Genomic DNA, 20,278 nt, shown 5'->3' on the forward strand with positions numbered 1-20,278 from the left:
TTTGCGCGGATGCACAGATCCCGTGCGCGCCGTTGGTTCAAGCCTCGTAGCTGTAGCCGAGCGCCGCCTCCAGCGGCAGATCAAGGCGGCTGCGCAGGAAGGCGAGGTCCGCCTCGGACAGATGCGCCGGGGTCTGCGGTCGCGGCTCGTCCACGGCGGGCAGGAAGCGGCTGCCGAGGCGTTTGTGCACCGGGCGGAAAGGACCCTCGGGCGCGGGCAGGCCGAGGCTGCCCCGAAGCGCCGTCAGGAAACCTTCTGGCGCGGCCTGCACCGCCTCCAGACGGCAAAAGAGCAGCGCGCCGCCGCGGTTGAAGAAGCTCAGCAGCCCCTGCAGCTTTGCGCGGCGCAGGGCAAAAAGATCGGGGAACGGGGCGCCAGTAAGCGGGTGGCGGTCGTGTTGCAGCGGCTGACCCACGCCCCCCAGCGCCGCGACCTGTGGGAAATAACGCGGCCGGTCGGCGATGGTGGCCCATTCGGCGCGCAGGAACTCGGAAAACGGCAGGCGCTGCATCGGCGCCGGGCAGTGCCACGGGCGCGCATGCATCGAGCGCGCCCAATCGGCGGCATTGCGTGTCACGCACAGGATCAGCACGTCCTGCGGGATGGCGGTCATCTGCGGGAAGCCGTGCTTCCAGCCCAGATCCTCTGTCGGGGTAAGAGGCGTGTTGCGACCGATCAGCCGTTTGAGGAAGTTGGTGCCGGAACTGCGCTCGCCAAACACCTGATAGCGGGTGATCGCGGGAGAACGGCGGGGGATGCTGGGCGTCTGCGGCGCGGGCAGATGGAACTGCCAGCCGGTGCTGCGGAACTCCTGCGTGATCATCTGGGCCTCGTGCTTTGCATGGCACGATAACGGCGGCGCGGTCGATTGGCGATTCTCTTTTTACCACAAGGCGCTATGCTCGGGCTTTACAGGGGCCGCCGGGGCGGCAAAGCGAGGAGACCGACATGCAGACCGTGGCCGCCGCCGTCACCATGGTGCGCGACGATAGGTTCTTTCTGGAGGCGTGGCTGCGCCATTACGGGCGTCTTTTGGGGCGTGAGAACTGCTATATCGTCAACCACGGACGCAGCGCTGATCTTGCCGAGTTGGCGCAGGGCTGCAACCTCATCGGCATTCCCGGCGATCCGCATCCGAACTTCGACATGAAGCGCTGGCGGCTGCTCAACGGTCTGGTGAACGGGCTGCGCAGCTACTACCGGCATGTGATCGTCGGCGATGTGGACGAGTTGGTGGTGCTGGACCCGGCAGAGGGCAATCTGTTGGATTTCCTCGCGCAGCAGCCCATCCGCCGGGTGCTGACGCCGGTGGGGCTGGAGGTGGTGCACCGGATCGACCGCGAACCGGCCGAACTGACAGACAGCATCCTTGGCCCGCGCCGCCACGTGCGGCTTGCGCCGCATTATTCCAAGCCCTGCGTGCTGTCGCTGGGCACGAAGATCGCGCGGGGCGGGCATTACACGCAGGCATCGAAACTGTTCACGCCGGAGCCGCTTTATCTTTTCCACCTAAAGTACTGCGATTTCGCGCAATATGTGGCGGCCATGGACCGGCGCAACGCGGTGACAGAGGCTGTGGGCGTGGGGGTGAAACAGGCGGCGATCGGGCGGCATTGGTTTGCCGAGGCGCGGGGCGAGGATCGGGCGCTGTTCGAAGGATTTGCCGAGCTGCCGATGCAAGAGGGGTTCGACTTCGCGCAGGTTCGGCGGCGCATGCATCGCAGTTGGGCGCCGCGCGGCGAGACGGGCTATTGGCAGTTCGACCGACCCGAGGATGCGCGGCAGTATTGTCTGCCCGACAGGTTCTTCGGCCTGTTCTGAGCCGCGCTCTGAGGGGTTCGTTAAATAGGTCGTGAGCGGTGGTCTTATCCGGGGCTATATTCCGGGTGGTCTTCTACGGGCCGGGGTCCCCCGGCGCGGTGGATCAGTTGCCCAGCGAGCTGAGGAAAGTGGTGCCGCTGAGCTCGAGGCCCGCCGGGCCGCGCACCGAGTTACCGGCGGCGAGCATCACATTGCGGGAGTTCTCATCAAGCAGGCCAAGGCCGGTTTCATAGACTTCGGCGGGCACTTGCGTCAGAACCACGGCGGCGACGATCCCGGTGACGAGGCTGAGCGAGTTGCCGCGCTCCCCGGCGCGACGGCCGACGCAGCGCAGCAGGTGCATGACCGCGACCACGCCGGAGACGGCGAGCAGCGCTGCGAGCATTCCAAAGACGTAGACGTGATATTCCTGCGGCAGGCTGCCCTGCGCGAGGCTGTCTGCGATCTGAGCTTGGTTGCGGGCGACGGCGATGACGATCCCGGCCCAGACAAACCCAACGAGACCTGAAAGGATCGGGCGCTTGGCGGCGCGCGCGGTGCTTGCCGCGCCGGCCTGATGCCCGAAGCGGGCGAATTTCGGATCGACGCGCTTCACGCGGGCGTCGAAATCGGCGTGGGTCATCTTGCGGATGGCGTAGGCTCTCATCAATTCCCAGCTCCTTCTGCCAAATTCGTGCCGGCTTTCTGCCGACCGGGGCGGTCGTGACGCTCCCGTTAGAATCGACGGTAGGAATGGATTGTGGCGAAATGTGGCGGCGAATATGGCTCGGACTGGATATCTTCTTGGCGAAATTGGCGATCCGTTCGCGCCGCTCACCTATCCCTTCGGATGGGTGCGTCAGAGAGCCGTAAAAATAAGGGCTTTGAGATGTGTCGCCTGTCTGACAAGGCATCACTAAAATTCTTGCAAACACGGGGGTTGGCAGGGCGAAAATTCGTCGCCCCGCCGAAAATATTACCTAAATCTTAAGCAGCATTGGCCATCGCATCGAGGATCCGGGCCCAGCTGCGAATCCCTTTGTGGAAGGATTCGAGGTCGTATTTCTCGTTCGGCGAGTGCAGCTGGTCGTCGTCCTTGCCCCAGCCCACCAACATCGCATCCATGTCGAGGATGTTCTGGAAGTAGCCAGCGATCGGGATCGAGCCGCCGCAGCCCGCATAAGCCGCCGGATCGTCCCATTCGTCGCCGAGCGCCTTGCGCGCCGCCTCAAAGCCGGGGTGGGTGGTGTTCATCTCGGACGCGGGCGAGCAGCTGTGGTCCTTCCATTCGACCGAGCAGTCGGACGGCACCTGCGCCTCGACCCAGGCGCGGAAGTTCTTGCGGATCGCCTGCGGGTCCTGCGTGCCAACGAGGCGGAAGCTGATCTTGGCCGAGGCTTCGGCGGGCAGCACGGTCTTGAAGCCCGCGCCGGTGTAACCGCCCCAGATGCCGTTGATCTCGGCGGTGGGGCGCGACCAGATCATCTCGATCGGCAGGTGATCCTTCTCGCCCGCCGGCTGCGACAGGCCGACGCCGCCAAGGAAGGCCGCATCGTCGAAGTTCAGCGATTTCCACTGATCGAGGATCTCGGGCGGCAGGTCAGGCACGCCTTCATAGATCTCGGGCACCTGAATCGTGCCGTTCTCATCGAAGAGCCCGCCGAGGATCTTGGTCAGCACGCGGATCGGGTTCATCGCGACGCCGCCATACATGCCCGAGTGCAGGTCCTTGTCGGCGGCCTTGATGGTCAGCTCTTCGCCGAGCAGCCCGCGCAGGCGGGTGATGATCGCCGGGGTCTTGGACTGGAACAGCCCGGTGTCGCAGATCAGCGCGATCTCGGCTTTCAGCTCTTCGGCGTTCTCCTTCATGAAGGGGATCAGCGAGGGCGAGCCGCTCTCTTCCTCGCCTTCAAAGAAGAAGGTGATCTTGCAGGGCAGGGAGCCATGCACGGCTTTCCACGCGCGGCAGGCCTCGATGAAGGTCATCAGCTGGCCCTTGTCGTCCGACGAGCCGCGGCCGCGGATGACTTTGCCCTTGGCGGTTTCCTCGATGGCCGGATCGAAGGGGTCGCGGTTCCAAAGGTTCAGCGGATCGACCGGCTGCACATCATAGTGGCCGTAGAACAGCACGTGCGGGCCCGGTCCGTCCACATGGCCCACAACCATCGGATGGCCGGGGGTGGGGCGCTTGCTGGCTTCGATGCCGATGCTGGCGAGATCGGCGACCAGCCAGTCGGCGGCCTTGTCGCAGGCGTCCTTATATTCGGGGTCGGTCGAGATCGAGGGGATTCGCAGCAGGTCCAGCAGACGATCGAGCGAGGCCGGAAGGTCGTCGTCGATTTTGCTGAGCACAGTGTCGAGAGACACGTTTTCTTGAGCCATGGGGCGCTCCTTCTTGAGAGTTGCGCGGAGCCTACCACCCGGCCCGGCACTGTCCAGAGCGCGCAGGTCCGGGGCGTTTCACGCCTCCAAGCGCAGAACGGGCGTTGAAAGCAAGGGGCAGTGGCGGGATTTCATGTGCCGCTGCGGGCGTTTCGCCGCGGCTGCTTTCGGGTCACAGGCTGCGCTGATGCGCGTCACGCGAACAGTATGGGAAACCCGACCTTGAAACATTACTCCGAAAGTCTTGATTCAAATCAAGGGCGCGACGCTTAGTCTCGTTCTAAAGCGTGGACATGGAGCGCCGTGGTCGGTATCCAATCCAAACCGTGAATGTGGCCCTGAGACCACATGGGCGCCGCGACAAACGCGGCCAACAATAGATGAAGGAAGGAGATACCGGTGGACTACACCGCGAAGCTCGACGAAGCCCTTGACCGCCTGCATGCCGAGGGCCGCTATCGCACCTTCATCGACATCGAACGCAAGAACGGCCGTTTCCCCCACGCGACGTGGCGCAAAGCGGACGGCAGCGAGATGCCGATCACCGTGTGGTGCGGGAACGATTACCTTGGGATGGGGCAGCACCCGGTTGTGCTGGCCGCGATGCACGAAGCCATCGACGCCACCGGCGCCGGGTCTGGCGGCACGCGCAACATCTCGGGCACCACGGTCTATCACAAGCGGCTCGAGGCTGAACTGGCCGACCTGCACCAGAAAGAGGCCGCGCTGGTCTTCTCCTCGGCCTATATCGCCAATGACGCGACGCTCTCGACGCTGCCGAAGCTGTTCCCTGGCCTGATCATCTATTCGGACGAGCTGAACCACGCCTCGATGATCGAGGGCATCAAGCGCAACGGCGGCGCCAAGCGCATCTTCCGCCACAATGACGTGCAGCACCTGCGCGAGTTGATGGAGGCGGATGATCCCGCCGCGCCGAAGCTGATCGCCTTTGAATCGGTCTACTCGATGGACGGCGACTTTGGCCCGATCGAGGCGCTTTGCGATCTCGCCGACGAGTTCGGCGCGCTGACCTATCTCGACGAGGTGCACGCGGTGGGCATGTACGGCCCGCGCGGCGGCGGTGTCGCCGAGCGCGACAACCTGCTGCACCGGCTCGACATCATCAATGGCACGCTGGGCAAGGCCTTTGGCGTCTTCGGCGGCTACATCGCGGCCTCGGCGAAGATGTGTGACGCGGTGCGCTCCTACGCGCCGGGCTTCATCTTCACCACCTCGATCCCGCCCGCTGTGGCGGCAGGGGCGGCGGCGTCCATCGCGCATCTCAAGCAGGATCAGGAGTTGCGCGAGCGGCACCAGACCCAAGCGAAGATCCTCAAGCTGCGGCTCAAAGGGCTTGGCATGCCGATCATCGATCACGGCTCGCACATCGTGCCGGTGATCGTCGGCAACCCGGTGCACACCAAGAAGCTGTCGGACATGCTGCTTGACGGTTTCGGCATCTATGTGCAGCCGATCAACTTCCCGACCGTGCCGCGCGGCACCGAGCGTCTGCGCTTCACCCCGTCGCCGGTGCATGGCCCTGACGAGATGGACAAGCTGGTGCGCGCCATGGACGAGCTTTGGTCGCATTGCGCGCTTAACCGTCAGGAACTCAGCGCCTGAGCGCGATCGCTTCCGGCGCTAACTCAACCAATGCGGTCCCTGCGGTTTCCTAAATCGCGGGGACTTGTTTTGTTCTGGCGTTGCCACAAGTTGATTGTGGAAAACCCACGCAGCCTGCGCAGATCAACGCCGATGTAACCCTGAAATTCTGTCATTTTAGTTGTTCTGTGCTAACCTACCATCAATAAAGGCCGCGACCCGAATCGCGAGCCCGTGATTTGGCAGGCGCAGTCTGGGACGGTGGAGCACAAGGCGGAACGCATGATAGGGCGTAATTCCCCTCGTATGTCTGATGAACAGCTCGACGCGGAGACAACTCCGCGGGGCTTCGATGATTTTACGTTGCAACTTGGTGATGTGATGCGCGGCGAACGCGCGACGATGGGCAAATCCCTGCTCGACGTGCAGCGGGAATTGCGCATCAAAGCCAGTTACATCGCCGCCATCGAGAACTGCGATCCCTCGGCGTTCGACACACCCGGCTTCATCGCTGGCTATGTGCGCTCTTACGCCCGTTACCTGAACATGGACCCGGACGAATGCTATCGCCTCTTCTGCGAAGAGAGCGGTTTTGCCGTCGCGCATGGCATGTCCGAAAAGGCCTCGACGATCCGCAAGGGAAAGGGCGATCTGCCCGCGCCGATGGCCCGTGACATCTTTGAACAGCCGCGCATGCCCTTCGTGCCTGCGGGTGACAGCTTCTTCTCGCGGATCGAGCCGGGCGCCATCGGCTCGCTGCTGGTGCTGGTCGCCCTGCTGGGCGGGATCGGCTACGGCGGCTTTGCGGTGCTGCGCGAAGTGCAGCGCGTGCAGGTTGCGCCGGTGGATCAGACCCCGCTGGTGCTGAGCGATCTCGACCCGGTGCAGGGTGCCGAGGAAATCACCGAAGACGCGGGCGGCGAAGACGTCGCCAGCGCCGAGGGGGCAGGGCCCTTCTCGCCGCCGTCGAACGAGGCGCTGGACCGGCTCTACCGGCCCAAGGCGCTGGACGTTCCGGTTCTGGTGGCCCGCGATGCGCCGATCTCCTCGCTCGATCCGTCGACCGTGGGCGCCTTCGCGCAGGCGTCGCGCAACCAGTTGCCGCAGGTCGATACCAATCCCGCCGATGCGGCGCTGCAGGTGGCCGGTCTCGCTGGCCCGGCGGCGCAGCAGCCCGGCGCCACCGCGCTGCCGCGTACGGTGCTGGACAGCAAGAGCGTGACGCTGCTTGCCGTGCGTCCCGCGTGGGTGCGCGTGCGCGGCGACAGCGGCAACGTGCTTTACGAGCGGGTGATGGAGCCCGGCGACACATGGACCGTGCCCGAGGGCCAGCAAAGCGCCAAGCTCACCGTTGGCGAGTCGGGCGCGCTCTATCTGGCGACCAACGGTCAGACCCTCGGCCCGCTCGGGCCGAAGGGGCAGGTGACCCGCGATGTGGAACTGGTGCCCGAAGTGGTGAGCGCCGCCTATCAGCCTGCTGAACCGCAGCAGGATGGCGATCTGCAGCGTGTGCTCGCCAAACTGAACGAGAGCATCGTGCCCGCCGCCGCGCCGCAGGTTCAGCTTGCGCAGGCCGGTGCCGAGGTCGCAACGCAGCCCGGCGCGCCCAAGGTGCTTCAGGACAGCGCGCCTGGTGTGACGATGATCGCCGTGCGCCCGGCATGGGTGCGCGTGCGCGCCGCCGATGGCTCGGTGATCTTCGAGAAGACCATGCGCGCCGGGGACACTTGGACCGCGCCTGCCACGCAGGACCCCGCCAGCCTGCGCGTCGGCAAGTCTGGGGCTGTCTACTTCGCGGTCAACGGCCAGACCTACGGTCCGGTCGGCGCTAGCGGTACGGTCACCAAGAACCTGCAGCTTTCGGTCGATAACCTCACCCGCGCCTATAAGGTCGCCGACATCAGCCGCGACGCCGATCTCGAGCGGGTGGTGGCCGAGCTTTCCAGCGACGTGCGGGCCGACTGAGCGCATCCGGCCCGCCACACGCTCACGCCATCGCGATCCTTTCCCTTGCGGACGAGGCAGGGCCCCTCTGGTTTCATGACGCCACGGGGGCTATGTTGGACATGAGTACAAATGACTGCCCTCAGGAGGGTCCTTCCGCATGAGCCACAACCCGATCCGCCCATGGCGCAGCATCGAGCGCCGCAAATCCCGGCAGATCATGGTGGGCAACGTGCCGGTGGGCGGGGATGCCCCGATCTCGGTGCAGACCATGACCAACACCGTCACCACCGACGTCAAGGCGACCATTGAACAGGTGCAGCGCGCCGCCGAGGCGGGCGCCGACATCGTTCGCGTCTCGGTGCCCGATGAGGCCAGCTCGAAGGCGCTGAAAGAGATCGTGCGTGAAAGCCCGGTGCCGATCGTCGCCGACATCCATTTCCACTACAAGCGCGGCATCGAAAGCGCCGAAGCTGGCGCCGCCTGCCTGCGCATCAACCCCGGCAACATCGGCAGCCCCGAGCGCGTGCGCGAAGTGATCGCCGCCGCGCGCGACCACGGCTGCTCTATGCGCATCGGGGTGAACGGCGGATCGCTCGAAAAGCATCTGCTCGAGAAATACGGCGAGCCGTGCCCCGAGGCGATGGTCGAATCCGCGCTCGATCACATCCGCATTCTGGAAGACAACGACTTCCACGAGTTCAAGATCAGCGTGAAAGCCTCGGACGTGTTCCTGTCGTCCGCCGCCTACATGGGGCTGGCGGAAGCCACCGACAAACCCATCCACCTCGGCATCACCGAGGCGGGCGGGCTGACCTCGGGCACCATCAAAAGCGCCATCGGCCTTGGCCAGCTGCTGTGGATGGGCATCGGCGACACGGTCCGTGTCTCGCTCTCGGCCGATCCGGTCGAAGAGGTGAAGGTCGGCTACGAAATCCTCAAATCCCTCGGCCTGCGCCACCGCGGCGTGAACATCATTTCCTGCCCGTCCTGCGCGCGTCAGGGCTTTGACGTGATCAAGACGGTGGAAACGCTCGAAGAGCGGCTGGAGCACATCAAGACCCCGATGAGCCTGTCGATCATCGGCTGCGTGGTGAACGGACCGGGCGAGGCGCTGATGACCGACGTCGGCTTTACCGGCGGCGGTGCGGGTTCGGGCATGGTCTATCTGGCGGGCAAGGCCAGCCACAAGATGTCCAACGAGCAAATGATCGACCACATCGTCGAAGAGGTCGAGAAGAAGGCCGCCCAGATCGAGGCCGACGAGGCCGCCAAAGCGCAGGCTGCGGAGTAGTCTCGTGCAGCGGGCGAGTGCACTCGAAGGGGTCATCCCGCCCGCCGGTCAACTGTTGGATTTCACCGCGTTGCGCAGTCTCGAGGGGCTGCGGCGCGCGCAAGGGCTGCTGAGCGTCGCGCTGATCAGCCTCGCCTCTCTGGCGATATGGGCTTTCATGGATGTGCCGATGATGCTGCCGTGGCTGGCGGGCATGATCGTGATCTTTGGCCTGCATTTCCTCGCCGTGACCACGCTTCCCGACACCGGCTATCGCCTGCGGTTGCTGCTGCCGGTGCTGACGCTGATCCTTTCGGGGCTGACCTATATCGCCGGGGGCATGATCCTGTGGATGCAGGGCGAGCCTGCGCTGTCGATCCTGTCGCTGATGTTCGTCTTCGTCGCGCTGCTGAACACGCTGTCTTACCGCGTGCACCTGCGGCTTTTGCTGGTGCTCGATCTGTCGCTGATGGCGGTGGGTATCCTTGCGCGGGCGGGTTGGCTTTGGCACGTCGATCCCGGCACCCCCGATACGGTGCTGATCAGCGCGGCGTTGGTGATCTGCTATGTCTACTTCTGCCGCGTCGCATGGAGTGCGCTGCGCACCCGCGAGGCGCTGGAGATTGCTGCAGGCGAGGCGCTGGCCAAAGCGCGGGGCCGGGCGCTGGAGCAACTCACCGGCGGCGTTGCGCATGATTTCAACAACCTGCTGACCGCCGTTCTGGGCAATCTGGAACTGGCGCGGCTGACCGGCAGCGCGGCAGAGCGTGACGAGTTGCTGGACGAGGCCGAGCGTGCGGCGCGGCGCGGGGCCGACCTGACCGGGCAGTTGCTGGCGACGGCCAGCCGCGCGCCGCTCAGCCCGCTGGCGGTGCTTCCGGCCAGTCAGGCGCGCGAGGTGCAGCGCCGCGCCCTTGCGGTGCTGGGGCCGGGCCACCGGCTGACGCTGAGCGTCGCGCCCGATCTGCCCGATGTGCATGTGGATGCGCCGCGGCTGCAGGCCTGCCTTCTGGAATTGGTCAAGAACGCCTGTGACGCGATGCCGACGGGTGGCACGCTTGAACTGGCGGTTCTGCGGCGTGGGCGGTCTGTCTGCTTTGAGCTGAGCGACAGTGGCCCCGGCATTGCCGCCGATCTGATGCCGCTGGTCTGCGAGCCCTATTTCACCACCAAGCCGGTGGGGCAGGGATCGGGGCTGGGGCTGGCGATGCTGCGCGGATTTGCAGAGCAGTCGGGCGGCAGCTTCGAGCTCGCGTCCGGGCGCGGCGGGCGCGGCACCTGCGCAAGGCTCTGTCTGCCGGTGCGGAGCGTGGAGGCTGGCGCAGAGGCCGCGGTGGAAAGGACGCCACAGGCCGGACGTGGGGTGCGGTCGGCGACCGGGGTCGCCGACGCGGCAGAGTAGGGCTCAGCCCTCGCTGCGGATCTGGTCGACGATCTGGCGCATCCCGTCGATCGGCACATAGCCGCGCAGCATCTGGTCGCCAAACACGAAGGTCGGCGTGCCGCTGATCTGCAGGCGCTGCGCCAGCTCATGAGTTTCCTTGATGCGGCGGTCGACCTCGGGATCGCTCATCTTGGCGAGAATGGCCTCACCATCCAGCCCAAGCGTGTCCGCCAGTTTCGACAGCACCGGCTCGCTCGGCTCCTGCTTGAGCGAGATCAGCGCGTCATGCATCTGCTTGTAGGCGTCCGGCCCCTCGACCAGCATGGTGGCCAGCGCAAAGCGCGACGAGGTCACGCTGTCCTGCCCGAGGATCGGGAATTCCTTGATGACGATGCGGATGTTGCCATCGCTTTGCACCAGCTGCTCGACCTCGGGGAAGGCCTTGCGGCAATAGCCGCAGCGGTAATCGGAAAACTCCACGATGGTCACGTCGCCGTCGGGGTTGCCTCCCACCCAGCTGTAGCCGTCATCGAAGAGCGCGCCAGCGTTGGCGGCGACGAGGTCTTCGTCGGCGGCGGCCTGTTGCTGCTGCTGCTTGGCTTCGAGCGCGCTCACCGCCTCCATGATCACTTCGGGGTTGTCGAGCAGATACTCCCGCACCTCGGCGCGGAAGGCCTCGCGCTGTTCGGGGGTGAGGTTCTCGAGGTCAAAGCTCTGGGCCGCCACGGGCTGCGCCATGAGCCCGGTGGCCACGGCCAGCGAGGCGGCGGCGCGGCGAAGGGCGGTGCGTCGGGTCGAAAGGGATTGCATCTTGTCTCCGTCGGTCAATTGCGCCCGCAGGGGGCGGTGTCAGCGTTTCCTTGCGGCGCGCTCGGATGCGTCTAGCACATCCTGCGCCCGGCGCCACGGGGCCGAGCCGCGTGGCAGTAAGTCCAATGCACGTTTTGCGTGAATGGCGGCGTCTTCCATCCGGTTCTGCAGCGCATAGCGCTGTGCCGTGGCCTCCGAGGCCATGCCGGTGTTGCCGGCGCGGGCGTAGGCCACCGAGATGTCGCGCAGGATGCGCGGATCGGCCCAGTCGCGACCGCGCGCGGCTTCCAACGTCTGCAGCGCCGGGGCGTATTGCTTTGACGCCAGTTGCGCCCGGCCCAGCCCGCCAAGGACCTGCGCGTTGCGCGGTGCCAAGCGCCGGGCCTGCTCGCCGACGCGGGCGGCCTCTTCGGGGCGGCGCGATTCCAGCAGGATCTGGCCCTTCAGGTCGCGATAGAAGGGATCATTGGAGCGCAGCGCGATGGCGCCGTCGATCGCCCGCAGAGCCCTGCCAAGATCGGACTGGCGGTGGCGGGCGACCGCCTCGCGCATCAGCGCGATGTCTTGGCTGCCGCTGCGGTCCAGCCGGTCCAGCGTCCAGCCCGGCGCGCGCAGGAAGGCGGTGAGCTTGCCGCGGGCACGCAGGAACCAATATTGCGCGGCGGGATCATCGGCTTCGGCCATCTTCGCGCCCGCCACCAGCGCCTCGAGGCTGCGGAAACGGTCGCGGGTCAGCGGATGGCTTTGCATATAGGGATCCTGCCGCCCGACGTTCAGCGCCTCTTGCCCGAGAAACAGCTCCTGCGCCTGCAGCGCGCCACGCGGGTCGATCCCGGCGGTGACCAGCGTGCGCACCGAGGCGATATCGGCCGAGCTTTCCTCGGCGCGGGTGTGGCCGAGAAAACTGCGCAGCGCCGAGCTTTGCGTTCCGATCAGCAGCCCGGCCGCGGCGTCGGCACTGCCCGAGGCGGCACCGGCGGCGACGGCCAGCACCATGCCCAGACCAGCGGCGTTGCGCGCCGCCCGCATATTGCCGAGCCGCCGGGTGATATGCCCGCCGGTGATATGCGCGGCCTCATGCGCCAGCACCGCCTGCAGCGCCTTGGCGCTCGGCAGTTTCATCAGCAGGCCGGAATTCACGAAGATATGGCTGGGGTCGGCGACGAAAGCGTTCAGCCGGTCGTCCTGCACGACCATCACCTGCACCTGTCCCGGGCTCAGCCCGGCGGCGCGCAGCACCGGCGCACTCAGCTGGCTCAGCGCGTGTTCGATGTCGGCGTCGCGCAAAAGCGTGGCGGCACGCGCAGAGGGCGCCACCAGCAGCAGGGCCAGGGCGCAGAGCGTTGCAACCAAGCGCAGCGTGGCGCGCGGCATTGACCCTCCCTTTGAAGCTTCGTACTCCGCCCGGAGGCGTCGTGCCGGGTCACCATGGGAGAGAGACATGCGAAACTCAAGCCGCGGGGCAGTTGATCCCTTCATCGTGATGGATGTGATGGAGCAGGCCCGCGCCGCCGAGGCGGCGGGCCGCCACATCATCCACATGGAAGTGGGCCAGCCCAGCTCGCCCGCGCCAGAGGCCGCCCGCAAGGCGCTGGCCGAGGCGATGGAAAGCGATGCGCTCGGCTACACCGTGGCGCTTGGCATTCCCGAACTGCGGGCGCGCATCGCGCGGCTATACGGCGAATGGTATGACGTCGATCTGAACCCCGAGCGGGTGGTGGTCACGCCGGGCTCTTCGGGCGGGTTCATCCTTGCCTTCTCGGCGCTTTTCGACGCGGGCGACCGGGTGGCGCTGGGGGCGCCGGGCTATCCGTCCTACCGGCAGATCCTCAAGGCGCTGGACCTGCGTCCGGTCGAAGTGCAGACCTCCGCCGAGAACCGCTATCAGCTGACCCCGCAGGACCTTGCCGGGGTGGGCTATGAGGGCGCCATGGTCGCCTCGCCCAGCAACCCCACCGGCACCATGCTGGGCAAGCCCGAACTGGCGGCGCTGGTCGATGCGGTGCAGGCGCGGGGCGCGTCGTTCCTGTCAGACGAGATTTACCACGGCATCGATTACGACAAGAAGCCGGTGACCGCGCTGCAGGTTTCCGACGATGTCTGCGTGATCAACTCCTTCTCGAAGTATTTCTCGATGACCGGCTGGCGGGTCGGCTGGCTGGTGGTCCCCGAGGCGCAGGTGCGGCAGTTCGAGCGGCTGGCGCAGAACCTTTTCATCTGCGCACCCAACGCCTCGCAGGTCGCGGCGCTCGCCGCGATGGACGCGACCGAGGAACTGCAGGCCAACCTTGCGGTCTACGCCAAGAACCGCACGCTGATGATGGAGGGGCTGCCCAAGGCGGGCTTTGACCGGATCGCGCCGCCCGATGGCGCCTTCTACGTCTATGCCGACGTCAGCCATCTGACCGATGACAGCCGCGCCTTTGCCGCCGAGATCCTCGAGAAAGCCGGTGTCGCCGTGACGCCGGGTCTCGATTTCGATCCGGCGCGCGGGGCGGGGACGCTGCGCTTTTCCTACGCGCGCGGCACGGCGGAGATCGAAGAGGGGCTGGCGCGGCTCAAGACCTTCATGGCAAGCCGGGGCTGAGCCGCACCAGCCTCGCCGCGCCGCAATGTGATCATCGCATCCGCCGCGAAGCAGGTGCGAATCCGGGCCGGGACTGCTAGGCTCTAGCCCAACCACAAAAAGACAGACAGGCGGATGAGCAGTATTTTCCGGATCATCGCGGCGGGCGTGTTCTGCGCCATGCTTGGCACCACGCCCGGCCCAAGCGGCGCGCAGGCGCAGAGCGCCGGGCTTGGCGGGCAGGCGCGTCTGCTGGACGGCGGCGCCGAGGATCATGGCCGCAGCGGTGCCGCGCTGACCCTCGATCTGAGCCAGGGCGTGCCGTGGCGCGCCTTCACCCTGACCGATCCGGCGCGGCTGGTGCTGGATTTCCGCGAGGTCGACTGGACCGGCGCGGATGCGGCGGCGATGGATCGCGCCGAGGCGGTAAGCGCGCTGCGGATGGGGCCGTTCCGCTCGGGCTGGTCGCGGCTGGTGGCCGAGCTGTCGCAGCCGATGATCATCGACAAGGCGGGGATGAAGGTCTCGGAAGAGACCGGCGCCGCGACGCTGCGCCTGACACTGGCCAAGGCGAGCGCCGCCGAGATGGCCGCGCACTCAGGGGTGCCGCGCGATCCGCGTTGGGACCTGCCGCCGGCCAAGGCCAAGGCCGCGCCGCTGCGCAACCCGGGCGCGCCGCTGCGCATCGTCCTCGATCCGGGGCACGGCGGCATTGATCCGGGCGCGCAGCGCGACGGCCACGCCGAGGCCGACCTGATGCTGACCTTCGCGCGCGATCTGCGCGACGTGTTGCGCCGCGCGGGCTACGAGGTGCTAATGACCCGCGATGCGGATGTCTTTGTCTCGCTCGAAGGGCGGGTGGCGCTGGCGCATGACGCACGCGCCGATCTCTTCATCTCGCTGCACGCTGACGCCATCGAACAGGGCATCGCCCATGGCGCCACGGTCTACACGCTGGCCGAGGATGCCTCGGATGCGGCTTCCGCCGCGCTGGCCGAGCGCCACGACCGCGACGACATTCTCGCCGGGCTCGATCTTTCGGGCTCCGACGACCGGGTCGCCAATGTGCTGATGGATCTGGCGCGGCTCGACAATGCGCCGCGCGGCAAGGCGCTGGCACGGCAGCTGGTGTCGGGCATCCGCAACGCGGTGGGGCAGGTGCACAAACGCCCGCTGCGACAGGCGGGCTTCTCGGTGCTCAAGGCCGCCGATATCCCCTCGGTGCTGATCGAAGTGGGGTTCCTGTCGACCGCCGAAGACCTAAATCATCTGCAGGATCCGGCATGGCGCGCGGGCATGGCGGCGGGGATCCGCGACGGCATCGACGCATGGGCGATCGAGGACGAAGCCTTGGCGCGGCTGCGGCGGCAATAGGCTGGCGGTATTAGGACGGCATCAGGCGGTGCGAATGGGCGGGTGAACGGCGCGCTCCGGCATGAGATCGCCGTTCCGGGCTGCCCTCTGGCAGCCTTGTGTTTTGACCTGAGCCCGCGCGTTGTATAATGGGGCTGCAATCCAAAGGGGCATTGCTTGTGACCAGGTTCATTCTCTCGTTCTTCGGGGCCATCTTCAGCGTCATCACTCTGGGAGTGATGGCGGTCGCGCTGTCTATTGGCGCGGTCTTCTGGATCTATGGCCGCGACCTGCCAAGCCATGAAAGCCTTGCGCAATACACGCCGCCGACGATCTCGCGCATCTACTCGCAAGAAGGTCAGATCATTGACGAGTTTGCGCAGGAGCGGCGGCTGTTCACCCCGGCCGATCAGATCCCCGATCTCGTCAAGGAAGCCTTCATCTCCGCCGAGGACAAGAACTTCTACGAGCACCACGGCTATGACGTGCGCGGCATCGCCGCCGCTGCCTTCGACGCGGTGCGCACCCGTGGCCGCGATGTGCGCGGCGCGTCGACCATCACCCAGCAGGTGATGAAGAACTTCCTGCTCTCCGGCGACCGCAAGATCGAGCGCAAGATCAAAGAGATCATCCTCGCCTCGCGCCTCGAAGAAACGCTGAGCAAGGACAAGATCCTCGAGCTCTATCTCAACGAGATTTTCCTCGGCCAGAACTCCTATGGCGTCACCGCCGCGGCGCAGACCTATTTCAACAAGAGCCTGTCCGAGCTTGCCCCGCATGAGGCGGCGATGCTCGCCTCGATGCCGAAAGCGCCGTCGGACTTTCACCCGGTGCGCAACAAGCAGCGCCTGCTCGACCGCCGCAACTACGTTCTGCGCGAGATGCGCGAGAACGGCTATATCGACACGGCCACCTATGAGACCGAGGTCAGCCAGCCGCTGCGCTCGGTGCAGAACGGCGATTTCGAGCCCTATCAGAAGTCGCTGCCGCCGCGCGACTATTTCACCGACGAGATCCGCCGCCAGCTGACCACCGAATTCGGCGAGGGCGAGTTCTTCTCGGGCGGCCTTTCGGTGCGCGCGACGCTCGACCCCGAGATGCAGGTGGAGGCGGCGCAGTCGCTGCGCATCGCGCTCGAGGATTACGACCGCAGCCTTGGCCGCTGGCGCGGCTCCGGCAAGACCATCCCCGAAGAGAGCCTCGGCTCGGAAGAGGACTGGCGGGCGGCGCTGGCGGCGGTGCCGATTGCGCGCGACATCGACCTCGAAAGCCAGTGGCTGCCGGCGGTGGTGCTGGAGGTGGGCGACAGCCAGATGCGCCTCGGCATCGAGGACACGCCGGACACGGCGGAACGCCCCTCGGTGGTGCCACGCGAAGACATCTCGTGGATCCGCGGCAGCTTTGCCGATAATTTCAAGCGCGGCGACGTGGTGCATGTGCGCGCCATGGTCACCGATCAGGATGGCACGTTCATCCGCTGGACGCTGCGGCAGGTGCCGCGCGTGCAGGGCGCCTTCATGGCGATGGACGTGAACACCGGCCGGGTGATCGCCATGCAGGGTGGCTTCAGCTACCAGAACTCGGTGTTCAACCGCGCCACGCAGGCGCTGCGCCAGCCCGGCTCCAGCTTCAAGCCCTTCGTCTACGCCGCGGCGCTGGACTCGGGGTTCTCGCCCTCCACGGTGATCATCGACGCCCCGATCGAGATCGACACGCCGCAGGGCGTCTGGCGGCCGAAGAACGCGTCGAACACCTACTACGGTCCGACGCCGCTACGCACTGGCATCGAGCAGTCGCGGAACCTGATGACCATCCGTCTCGCACAAGAGATCGGCATGGATACGGTGGGGCGCTACGCTGAAAAGTTCGGGGTCTATGACCACATGGGCCGGGTGCTGGCCAATGCGCTCGGGGCGGATGAGACCACGCTCTACAAGATGATCTCGGCCTATGCGATGTTCGCCAACGGCGGCGAGCGGGTCGAGCCGACGCTGGTCGACCGGGTGCAGGACCGCTATGGCCGCACGGTCTACAACCATGAGTATCAAAAGGGCAATGAGCGCAGCTGCCTTGATTGCGCCGACCCGAACCTGCCGCCGGGCCGTGGCCCGGACATCCGCAACAACCGCGACCGGATCATGGATGCGGTCACCGCCTATCAGCTTACCTCGATGATGCAGGGCGTGGTGCAGCGCGGCACCGCCTCGCGCACGGTCAACCTGCCGGTGCCCACGGCAGGCAAGACCGGCACCACCAACGATGCCAAGGACGTGTGGATGCTCGGCTTTACCTCGAACATCGTGGCGGGCTGCTACATCGGTTACGACACGCCGCGCCCGCTGGGCCGGGGCGCTTCGGGTGGCGGCATGTGCGGGCCGGTGTTCAACCGCTTCATGCTCAAGGCGGTCGAGAAATACGGCGGCGGTCAGTTCAAAGTGCCGCCTGCCTGTAACTTCCTCAACATGGACCGCTTCACCGGCGCGCGTCTGGGGCCGGATGCTTCGGGGCCGAACGTGGTGGCCGAATGTTTCCGCTCGGGCGAAGAGCCGCTCTTTGGCATCCAGCTCGATGGCGGCTGGGCGATGTCGGGCAATTTCGACATGATCCAACCCGACGGCTCGACCCGCCCGCGCGAGGTCACCACCTCCACAGGGCGCAAGGCGACGGTGGGCCCGAAGGCCTCCTTCGGCACACTCAGCTCGGGTGGCCTCTACTGAGCGACGCTACGGTTTAACGGGATCGACAAGGCGGAGGGGAACCCCTCCGCCTTTTCTTTTGCGAAAGGTCTGCGGGCGGGGGTGTGGAGGGGCGCTGCCCCTCTTGGCCTACGGCCAATTCACCCCGGCGTATTTTCAAAGAGAAGAAGAGGCTGGGCGCGGCTTTGGGGCGACAGGGTCTTCTTCTCTTTGAAAAATACGCATCTTCTGCAGTGCCGACTACGCAGCGCCGGGAGAGCGCGGGGCGCGCAAGAAAAGGGGCGGGAGGCCAATGCCTCCCGCCCCGGTAGCGGACCCTGCTGGTGCGCCGCTCAGCGGCCGCGGATGCGCGGGTCGAGCGCGTCGCGCAGGCCGTCGCCGAGGTAGTTCACCCCCAGCACGGTCAGCGAGATGGCGATGCCGGGCAGGATCACCCGCTCGGGGAAGTCTTCCATCCGCGCCACCGCATCGGCCAGCATCTTGCCCCAGGTCGGGAAGTCCGACGGAAAGCCCACACCGAGGAACGACAGGGCGCTCTCGGTGATGATCGCCGTGGCGAGGCCCAGCGTCGCCGAGACCATGATCGGCGAGAGCACGTTCGGCAGCAGGTGGCGCTTGATGATCTGGAACGGCTTGGTGCCGATCGAGCGCGCCGCCAGCACGAACTCGCGCTCTTTGAGCGCCAGCACGTCGCCGCGCACGATGCGCGCCGTGGGCATCCACGAGGTGATGCCGACCACGGTGACGATGAGGATGAACATGCCGCCCTCGGGGCCGAAGTTGGCGCGCAGCGGCTGGCGGAACAGCGTCACGGCCACCAGCAGCAGCGGCAGGATCGGCAGCGACAGGAACAGATCCGTCAGGCGCATCAACGGGCCGTCGAGCTTGCGGAAGTAGCCCGCCAGCACGCCAACGCCGGCACCGATCACCAGCGACAGGATCATCGCCGCCCAGCCCACGGCCATCGAGGCGCGCCCGCCCGCGATCAGCTGCGAGAGGTTGTCACGGCCCAGCTGGTCGCTGCCCAGCGGATGCGCCCAGCTGGTCTTGGCGGTGCTGTCCCAAAGCGCGGTGTAGACCGGGCGCATGTCCTTGGCGCGGATGTCCAGCGCCTGCGGATCGAGCGTCCACAGATAGGGGCCGATCAGCACACCCAGGGTGATGAAGATCAGGAAGAATCCCCCGATCATCGCGCCCTTGTGCTTGCGGAACTGGCTCCAGACGTCCTTCCACTTCGAACGCGGCGGCTTGTCCGGACCCTTGTCGCGCAGGGCCTCGATCGGGGCGGGGGATGCGGGAACGGGCTCAGTCATAGCGGATCCTCGGGTCGAGAAGGCCATAGAGGATGTCGGCGATCAGGTTGAAGGCCACGATCAGCACGGCAAAGATGAAGGTCAGCGTCATCACCATCGGCAGGTCGTTGGCGAAGAGCGCGGTGATCAGGAGCTGGCCGATGCCGTTCACCTTGAAGACGTTCTCGGTGATGATCGCGCCGCCGAAGATCGCCGGTACGCCAAGCGCGATTACGGTGATCACCGGGATCATCGAGTTGCGCAGCACGTGGATCATCACCACCACGGCCTCGGACAGGCCCTTGGCGCGGGCGGTGCGCACATAGTCCTGATTGAGGTTGTCGAGCATCGAGGCGCGCATGTAGCGCGACAGCTGCGCGGTGGTCTGCAGCGCCAGCACCATCACCGGCATGATCATCTGCAGGAGCTGGAACTTGAAGCTCTCCCAGTCATTCACAACGTGAGTGGTGTCGTAGATCGACGGGAACCAGCCAAGGTAGACCGAGAAGATCACGATCAGCAGCGGCCCGGTGAAGAACGGCGGGATCGAGAAGCCGACCATGGTGATGAACGTCCCGGCCTGGTCAAAGACCGAATACTGCCGGTAGGCCGAGTAGATGCCGATCGGCAGGGCGATCAGCACGCCGACCACATAGCTCAGGCCAACGACCCAGAGCGTCTGCGGGATGCGCTGCAGCACGATGTCCATCACCGGCGAGCGGGTCTGCCAGGAGATCACCCGCAGCTCACCCTGATAGAGATGCGTGTCGGGCAGCCAGCCGAGCAGCCATGTGTCGCGGGTCAGCCAGTCGATGAAAATCTTCGGCTCGGTCCAGAACACCTGCACCAGCCATTTCCAGTATTGCACCAGCGCCGGCTCGCCGACGCCAAGCGCCTCGCGCATCTTCTGCTTCACCTCGGGCGGCACCGTCAGCGGCACCTGCGCCATGGGGTCGCCCGGCGCAAGCTGCAGCAGCATGAAGATCACGAAGCTGATGAACAGCAGCGTCGGGACCGAAAGGACGAGGCGTCGGATCGCATAGGTCAGCATGTGCGGACCTCGCGGGCGAGGCGGCGGGCGCGTCCTTGCTGCGAATGCAGCGCGCGCGTCCGGCACCGGTCATGGATGCGGGCTGTGTGCGTCATGAATTCCGTGTCTTTGTTGTGGGGCCCGTG

Annotated in this window: 15 protein-coding genes; 8 read left to right on the forward strand and 7 right to left on the reverse strand. The window is 66.1% G+C overall.

Features of this window, described 5'->3' with window-relative positions; genetic code table 11:
• Nucleotides 1–37: 37 nt before the first annotated feature.
• Nucleotides 38–823, reverse strand: a complete 786-nt coding sequence (locus ACXAD2_RS15475; RefSeq protein WP_475171708.1) for a hypothetical protein — start codon at nucleotides 821–823, stop codon at nucleotides 38–40.
• A 125-nt stretch (nucleotides 824–948) separates the two neighbouring features.
• Here ACXAD2_RS15475 and ACXAD2_RS15480 point away from each other — a divergent pair, with 125 nt between their 5' ends.
• A complete protein-coding gene (locus ACXAD2_RS15480; protein WP_164182516.1) occupies nucleotides 949–1,821 on the forward strand; it encodes a glycosyltransferase family 2 protein in 873 nt (290 codons plus the stop codon).
• A 103-nt stretch (nucleotides 1,822–1,924) separates the two neighbouring features.
• Here the strand turns inward: ACXAD2_RS15480 and ACXAD2_RS15485 are convergent, their stop codons facing one another.
• A complete protein-coding gene (locus tag ACXAD2_RS15485; RefSeq protein ID WP_475171709.1) occupies nucleotides 1,925–2,467 on the reverse strand; it encodes a hypothetical protein in 543 nt (180 codons plus the stop codon).
• 320 nt (nucleotides 2,468–2,787) lie between these two features.
• Nucleotides 2,788–4,182 carry a M20/M25/M40 family metallo-hydrolase gene (locus ACXAD2_RS15490; protein ID WP_475171710.1) on the reverse strand — a complete coding sequence of 465 codons (1,395 nt, stop codon included), beginning with the start codon at nucleotides 4,180–4,182 and terminating at the stop codon, nucleotides 2,788–2,790.
• A gap of 399 nt (nucleotides 4,183–4,581) precedes the next feature.
• Here ACXAD2_RS15490 and hemA point away from each other — a divergent pair, with 399 nt between their 5' ends.
• The 4 genes from hemA (at nucleotide 4,582) to ACXAD2_RS15510 (ending at nucleotide 10,403) form a co-directional block, all read left to right on the forward strand.
• Nucleotides 4,582–5,805 carry a 5-aminolevulinate synthase gene (hemA, locus tag ACXAD2_RS15495; protein ID WP_066105487.1) on the forward strand — a complete coding sequence of 408 codons (1,224 nt, stop codon included), beginning with the start codon at nucleotides 4,582–4,584 and terminating at the stop codon, nucleotides 5,803–5,805.
• A 285-nt stretch (nucleotides 5,806–6,090) separates the two neighbouring features.
• Nucleotides 6,091–7,749, forward strand: a complete 1,659-nt coding sequence (locus ACXAD2_RS15500; RefSeq protein ID WP_475171713.1) for a helix-turn-helix domain-containing protein — start codon at nucleotides 6,091–6,093, stop codon at nucleotides 7,747–7,749.
• A gap of 139 nt (nucleotides 7,750–7,888) precedes the next feature.
• Complete coding sequence (gene ispG, locus ACXAD2_RS15505; protein WP_066105492.1) at nucleotides 7,889–9,022, forward strand: flavodoxin-dependent (E)-4-hydroxy-3-methylbut-2-enyl-diphosphate synthase; 1,134 nt, start codon at nucleotides 7,889–7,891, stop codon at nucleotides 9,020–9,022.
• 4 nt (nucleotides 9,023–9,026) lie between these two features.
• Nucleotides 9,027–10,403, forward strand: a complete 1,377-nt coding sequence (locus tag ACXAD2_RS15510; RefSeq protein ID WP_475171715.1) for a sensor histidine kinase — start codon at nucleotides 9,027–9,029, stop codon at nucleotides 10,401–10,403.
• A gap of 3 nt (nucleotides 10,404–10,406) precedes the next feature.
• Here the strand turns inward: ACXAD2_RS15510 and ACXAD2_RS15515 are convergent, their stop codons facing one another.
• Both ACXAD2_RS15515 and ACXAD2_RS15520 read right to left on the reverse strand, forming a co-directional pair.
• A complete protein-coding gene (locus ACXAD2_RS15515; protein WP_164182506.1) occupies nucleotides 10,407–11,195 on the reverse strand; it encodes a DsbA family protein in 789 nt (262 codons plus the stop codon).
• A gap of 39 nt (nucleotides 11,196–11,234) precedes the next feature.
• Nucleotides 11,235–12,569, reverse strand: a complete 1,335-nt coding sequence (locus ACXAD2_RS15520) for a M48 family metalloprotease (RefSeq protein WP_475171719.1) — start codon at nucleotides 12,567–12,569, stop codon at nucleotides 11,235–11,237.
• A 67-nt stretch (nucleotides 12,570–12,636) separates the two neighbouring features.
• Between ACXAD2_RS15520 and ACXAD2_RS15525 the strand changes: the two genes are divergently transcribed.
• From ACXAD2_RS15525 to ACXAD2_RS15535, 3 genes are all read left to right on the forward strand, one after another.
• A complete protein-coding gene (locus tag ACXAD2_RS15525; RefSeq protein ID WP_475171721.1) occupies nucleotides 12,637–13,782 on the forward strand; it encodes a pyridoxal phosphate-dependent aminotransferase in 1,146 nt (381 codons plus the stop codon).
• 114 nt (nucleotides 13,783–13,896) lie between these two features.
• Nucleotides 13,897–15,135: an N-acetylmuramoyl-L-alanine amidase gene (locus tag ACXAD2_RS15530; RefSeq protein ID WP_475171723.1), complete on the forward strand. Its 1,239-nt coding sequence runs from the start codon at nucleotides 13,897–13,899 to the stop codon at nucleotides 15,133–15,135.
• A gap of 158 nt (nucleotides 15,136–15,293) precedes the next feature.
• Nucleotides 15,294–17,831, forward strand: coding sequence for a penicillin-binding protein 1A (locus tag ACXAD2_RS15535; RefSeq protein ID WP_475171725.1), 2,538 nt, complete (start codon nucleotides 15,294–15,296; stop codon nucleotides 17,829–17,831).
• A 311-nt stretch (nucleotides 17,832–18,142) separates the two neighbouring features.
• On the opposite strand, the gene ACXAD2_RS15540 is transcribed toward ACXAD2_RS15535, so the two are convergent.
• Nucleotides 18,143–19,123, reverse strand: coding sequence for an ABC transporter permease (locus ACXAD2_RS15540; protein ID WP_066105510.1), 981 nt, complete (start codon nucleotides 19,121–19,123; stop codon nucleotides 18,143–18,145).
• Nucleotides 19,116–20,153 (reverse strand): ABC transporter permease, encoded by a 1,038-nt coding sequence (locus ACXAD2_RS15545; RefSeq protein ID WP_066105514.1) that lies wholly within the window; start codon nucleotides 20,151–20,153, stop codon nucleotides 19,116–19,118. Before ACXAD2_RS15545 ends, ACXAD2_RS15540 begins: the two co-directional genes overlap by 8 nt.
• Between the last annotated feature and the right edge of the window lie 125 nt (nucleotides 20,154–20,278).

Source organism: Salipiger sp. ABN3_019 (genome assembly GCF_056158605.1).

What these genes read in the sequence shown, in the direction of transcription:
- ACXAD2_RS15520 (WP_475171719.1), bottom strand. Translation starts at nt 12,569, where the DNA reads ATGCCGCGCGCCACGCTGCGCTTGGTTGCAACGCTCTGCGCCCTGGCC.
- ACXAD2_RS15540 (WP_066105510.1), bottom strand. Translation starts at nt 19,123, where the DNA reads ATGACTGAGCCCGTTCCCGCATCCCCCGCCCCGATCGAGGCCCTGCGC.
- ispG (WP_066105492.1), top strand. Translation starts at nt 7,889, where the DNA reads ATGAGCCACAACCCGATCCGCCCATGGCGCAGCATCGAGCGCCGCAAA.
- ACXAD2_RS15480 (WP_164182516.1), top strand. Translation starts at nt 949, where the DNA reads ATGCAGACCGTGGCCGCCGCCGTCACCATGGTGCGCGACGATAGGTTC.
- ACXAD2_RS15485 (WP_475171709.1), bottom strand. Translation starts at nt 2,467, where the DNA reads ATGAGAGCCTACGCCATCCGCAAGATGACCCACGCCGATTTCGACGCC.
- ACXAD2_RS15515 (WP_164182506.1), bottom strand. Translation starts at nt 11,195, where the DNA reads ATGCAATCCCTTTCGACCCGACGCACCGCCCTTCGCCGCGCCGCCGCC.
- ACXAD2_RS15525 (WP_475171721.1), top strand. Translation starts at nt 12,637, where the DNA reads ATGCGAAACTCAAGCCGCGGGGCAGTTGATCCCTTCATCGTGATGGAT.
- ACXAD2_RS15490 (WP_475171710.1), bottom strand. Translation starts at nt 4,182, where the DNA reads ATGGCTCAAGAAAACGTGTCTCTCGACACTGTGCTCAGCAAAATCGAC.
- ACXAD2_RS15500 (WP_475171713.1), top strand. Translation starts at nt 6,091, where the DNA reads ATGTCTGATGAACAGCTCGACGCGGAGACAACTCCGCGGGGCTTCGAT.
- ACXAD2_RS15475 (WP_475171708.1), bottom strand. Translation starts at nt 823, where the DNA reads ATGATCACGCAGGAGTTCCGCAGCACCGGCTGGCAGTTCCATCTGCCC.
- ACXAD2_RS15530 (WP_475171723.1), top strand. Translation starts at nt 13,897, where the DNA reads ATGAGCAGTATTTTCCGGATCATCGCGGCGGGCGTGTTCTGCGCCATG.
- ACXAD2_RS15545 (WP_066105514.1), bottom strand. Translation starts at nt 20,153, where the DNA reads ATGCTGACCTATGCGATCCGACGCCTCGTCCTTTCGGTCCCGACGCTG.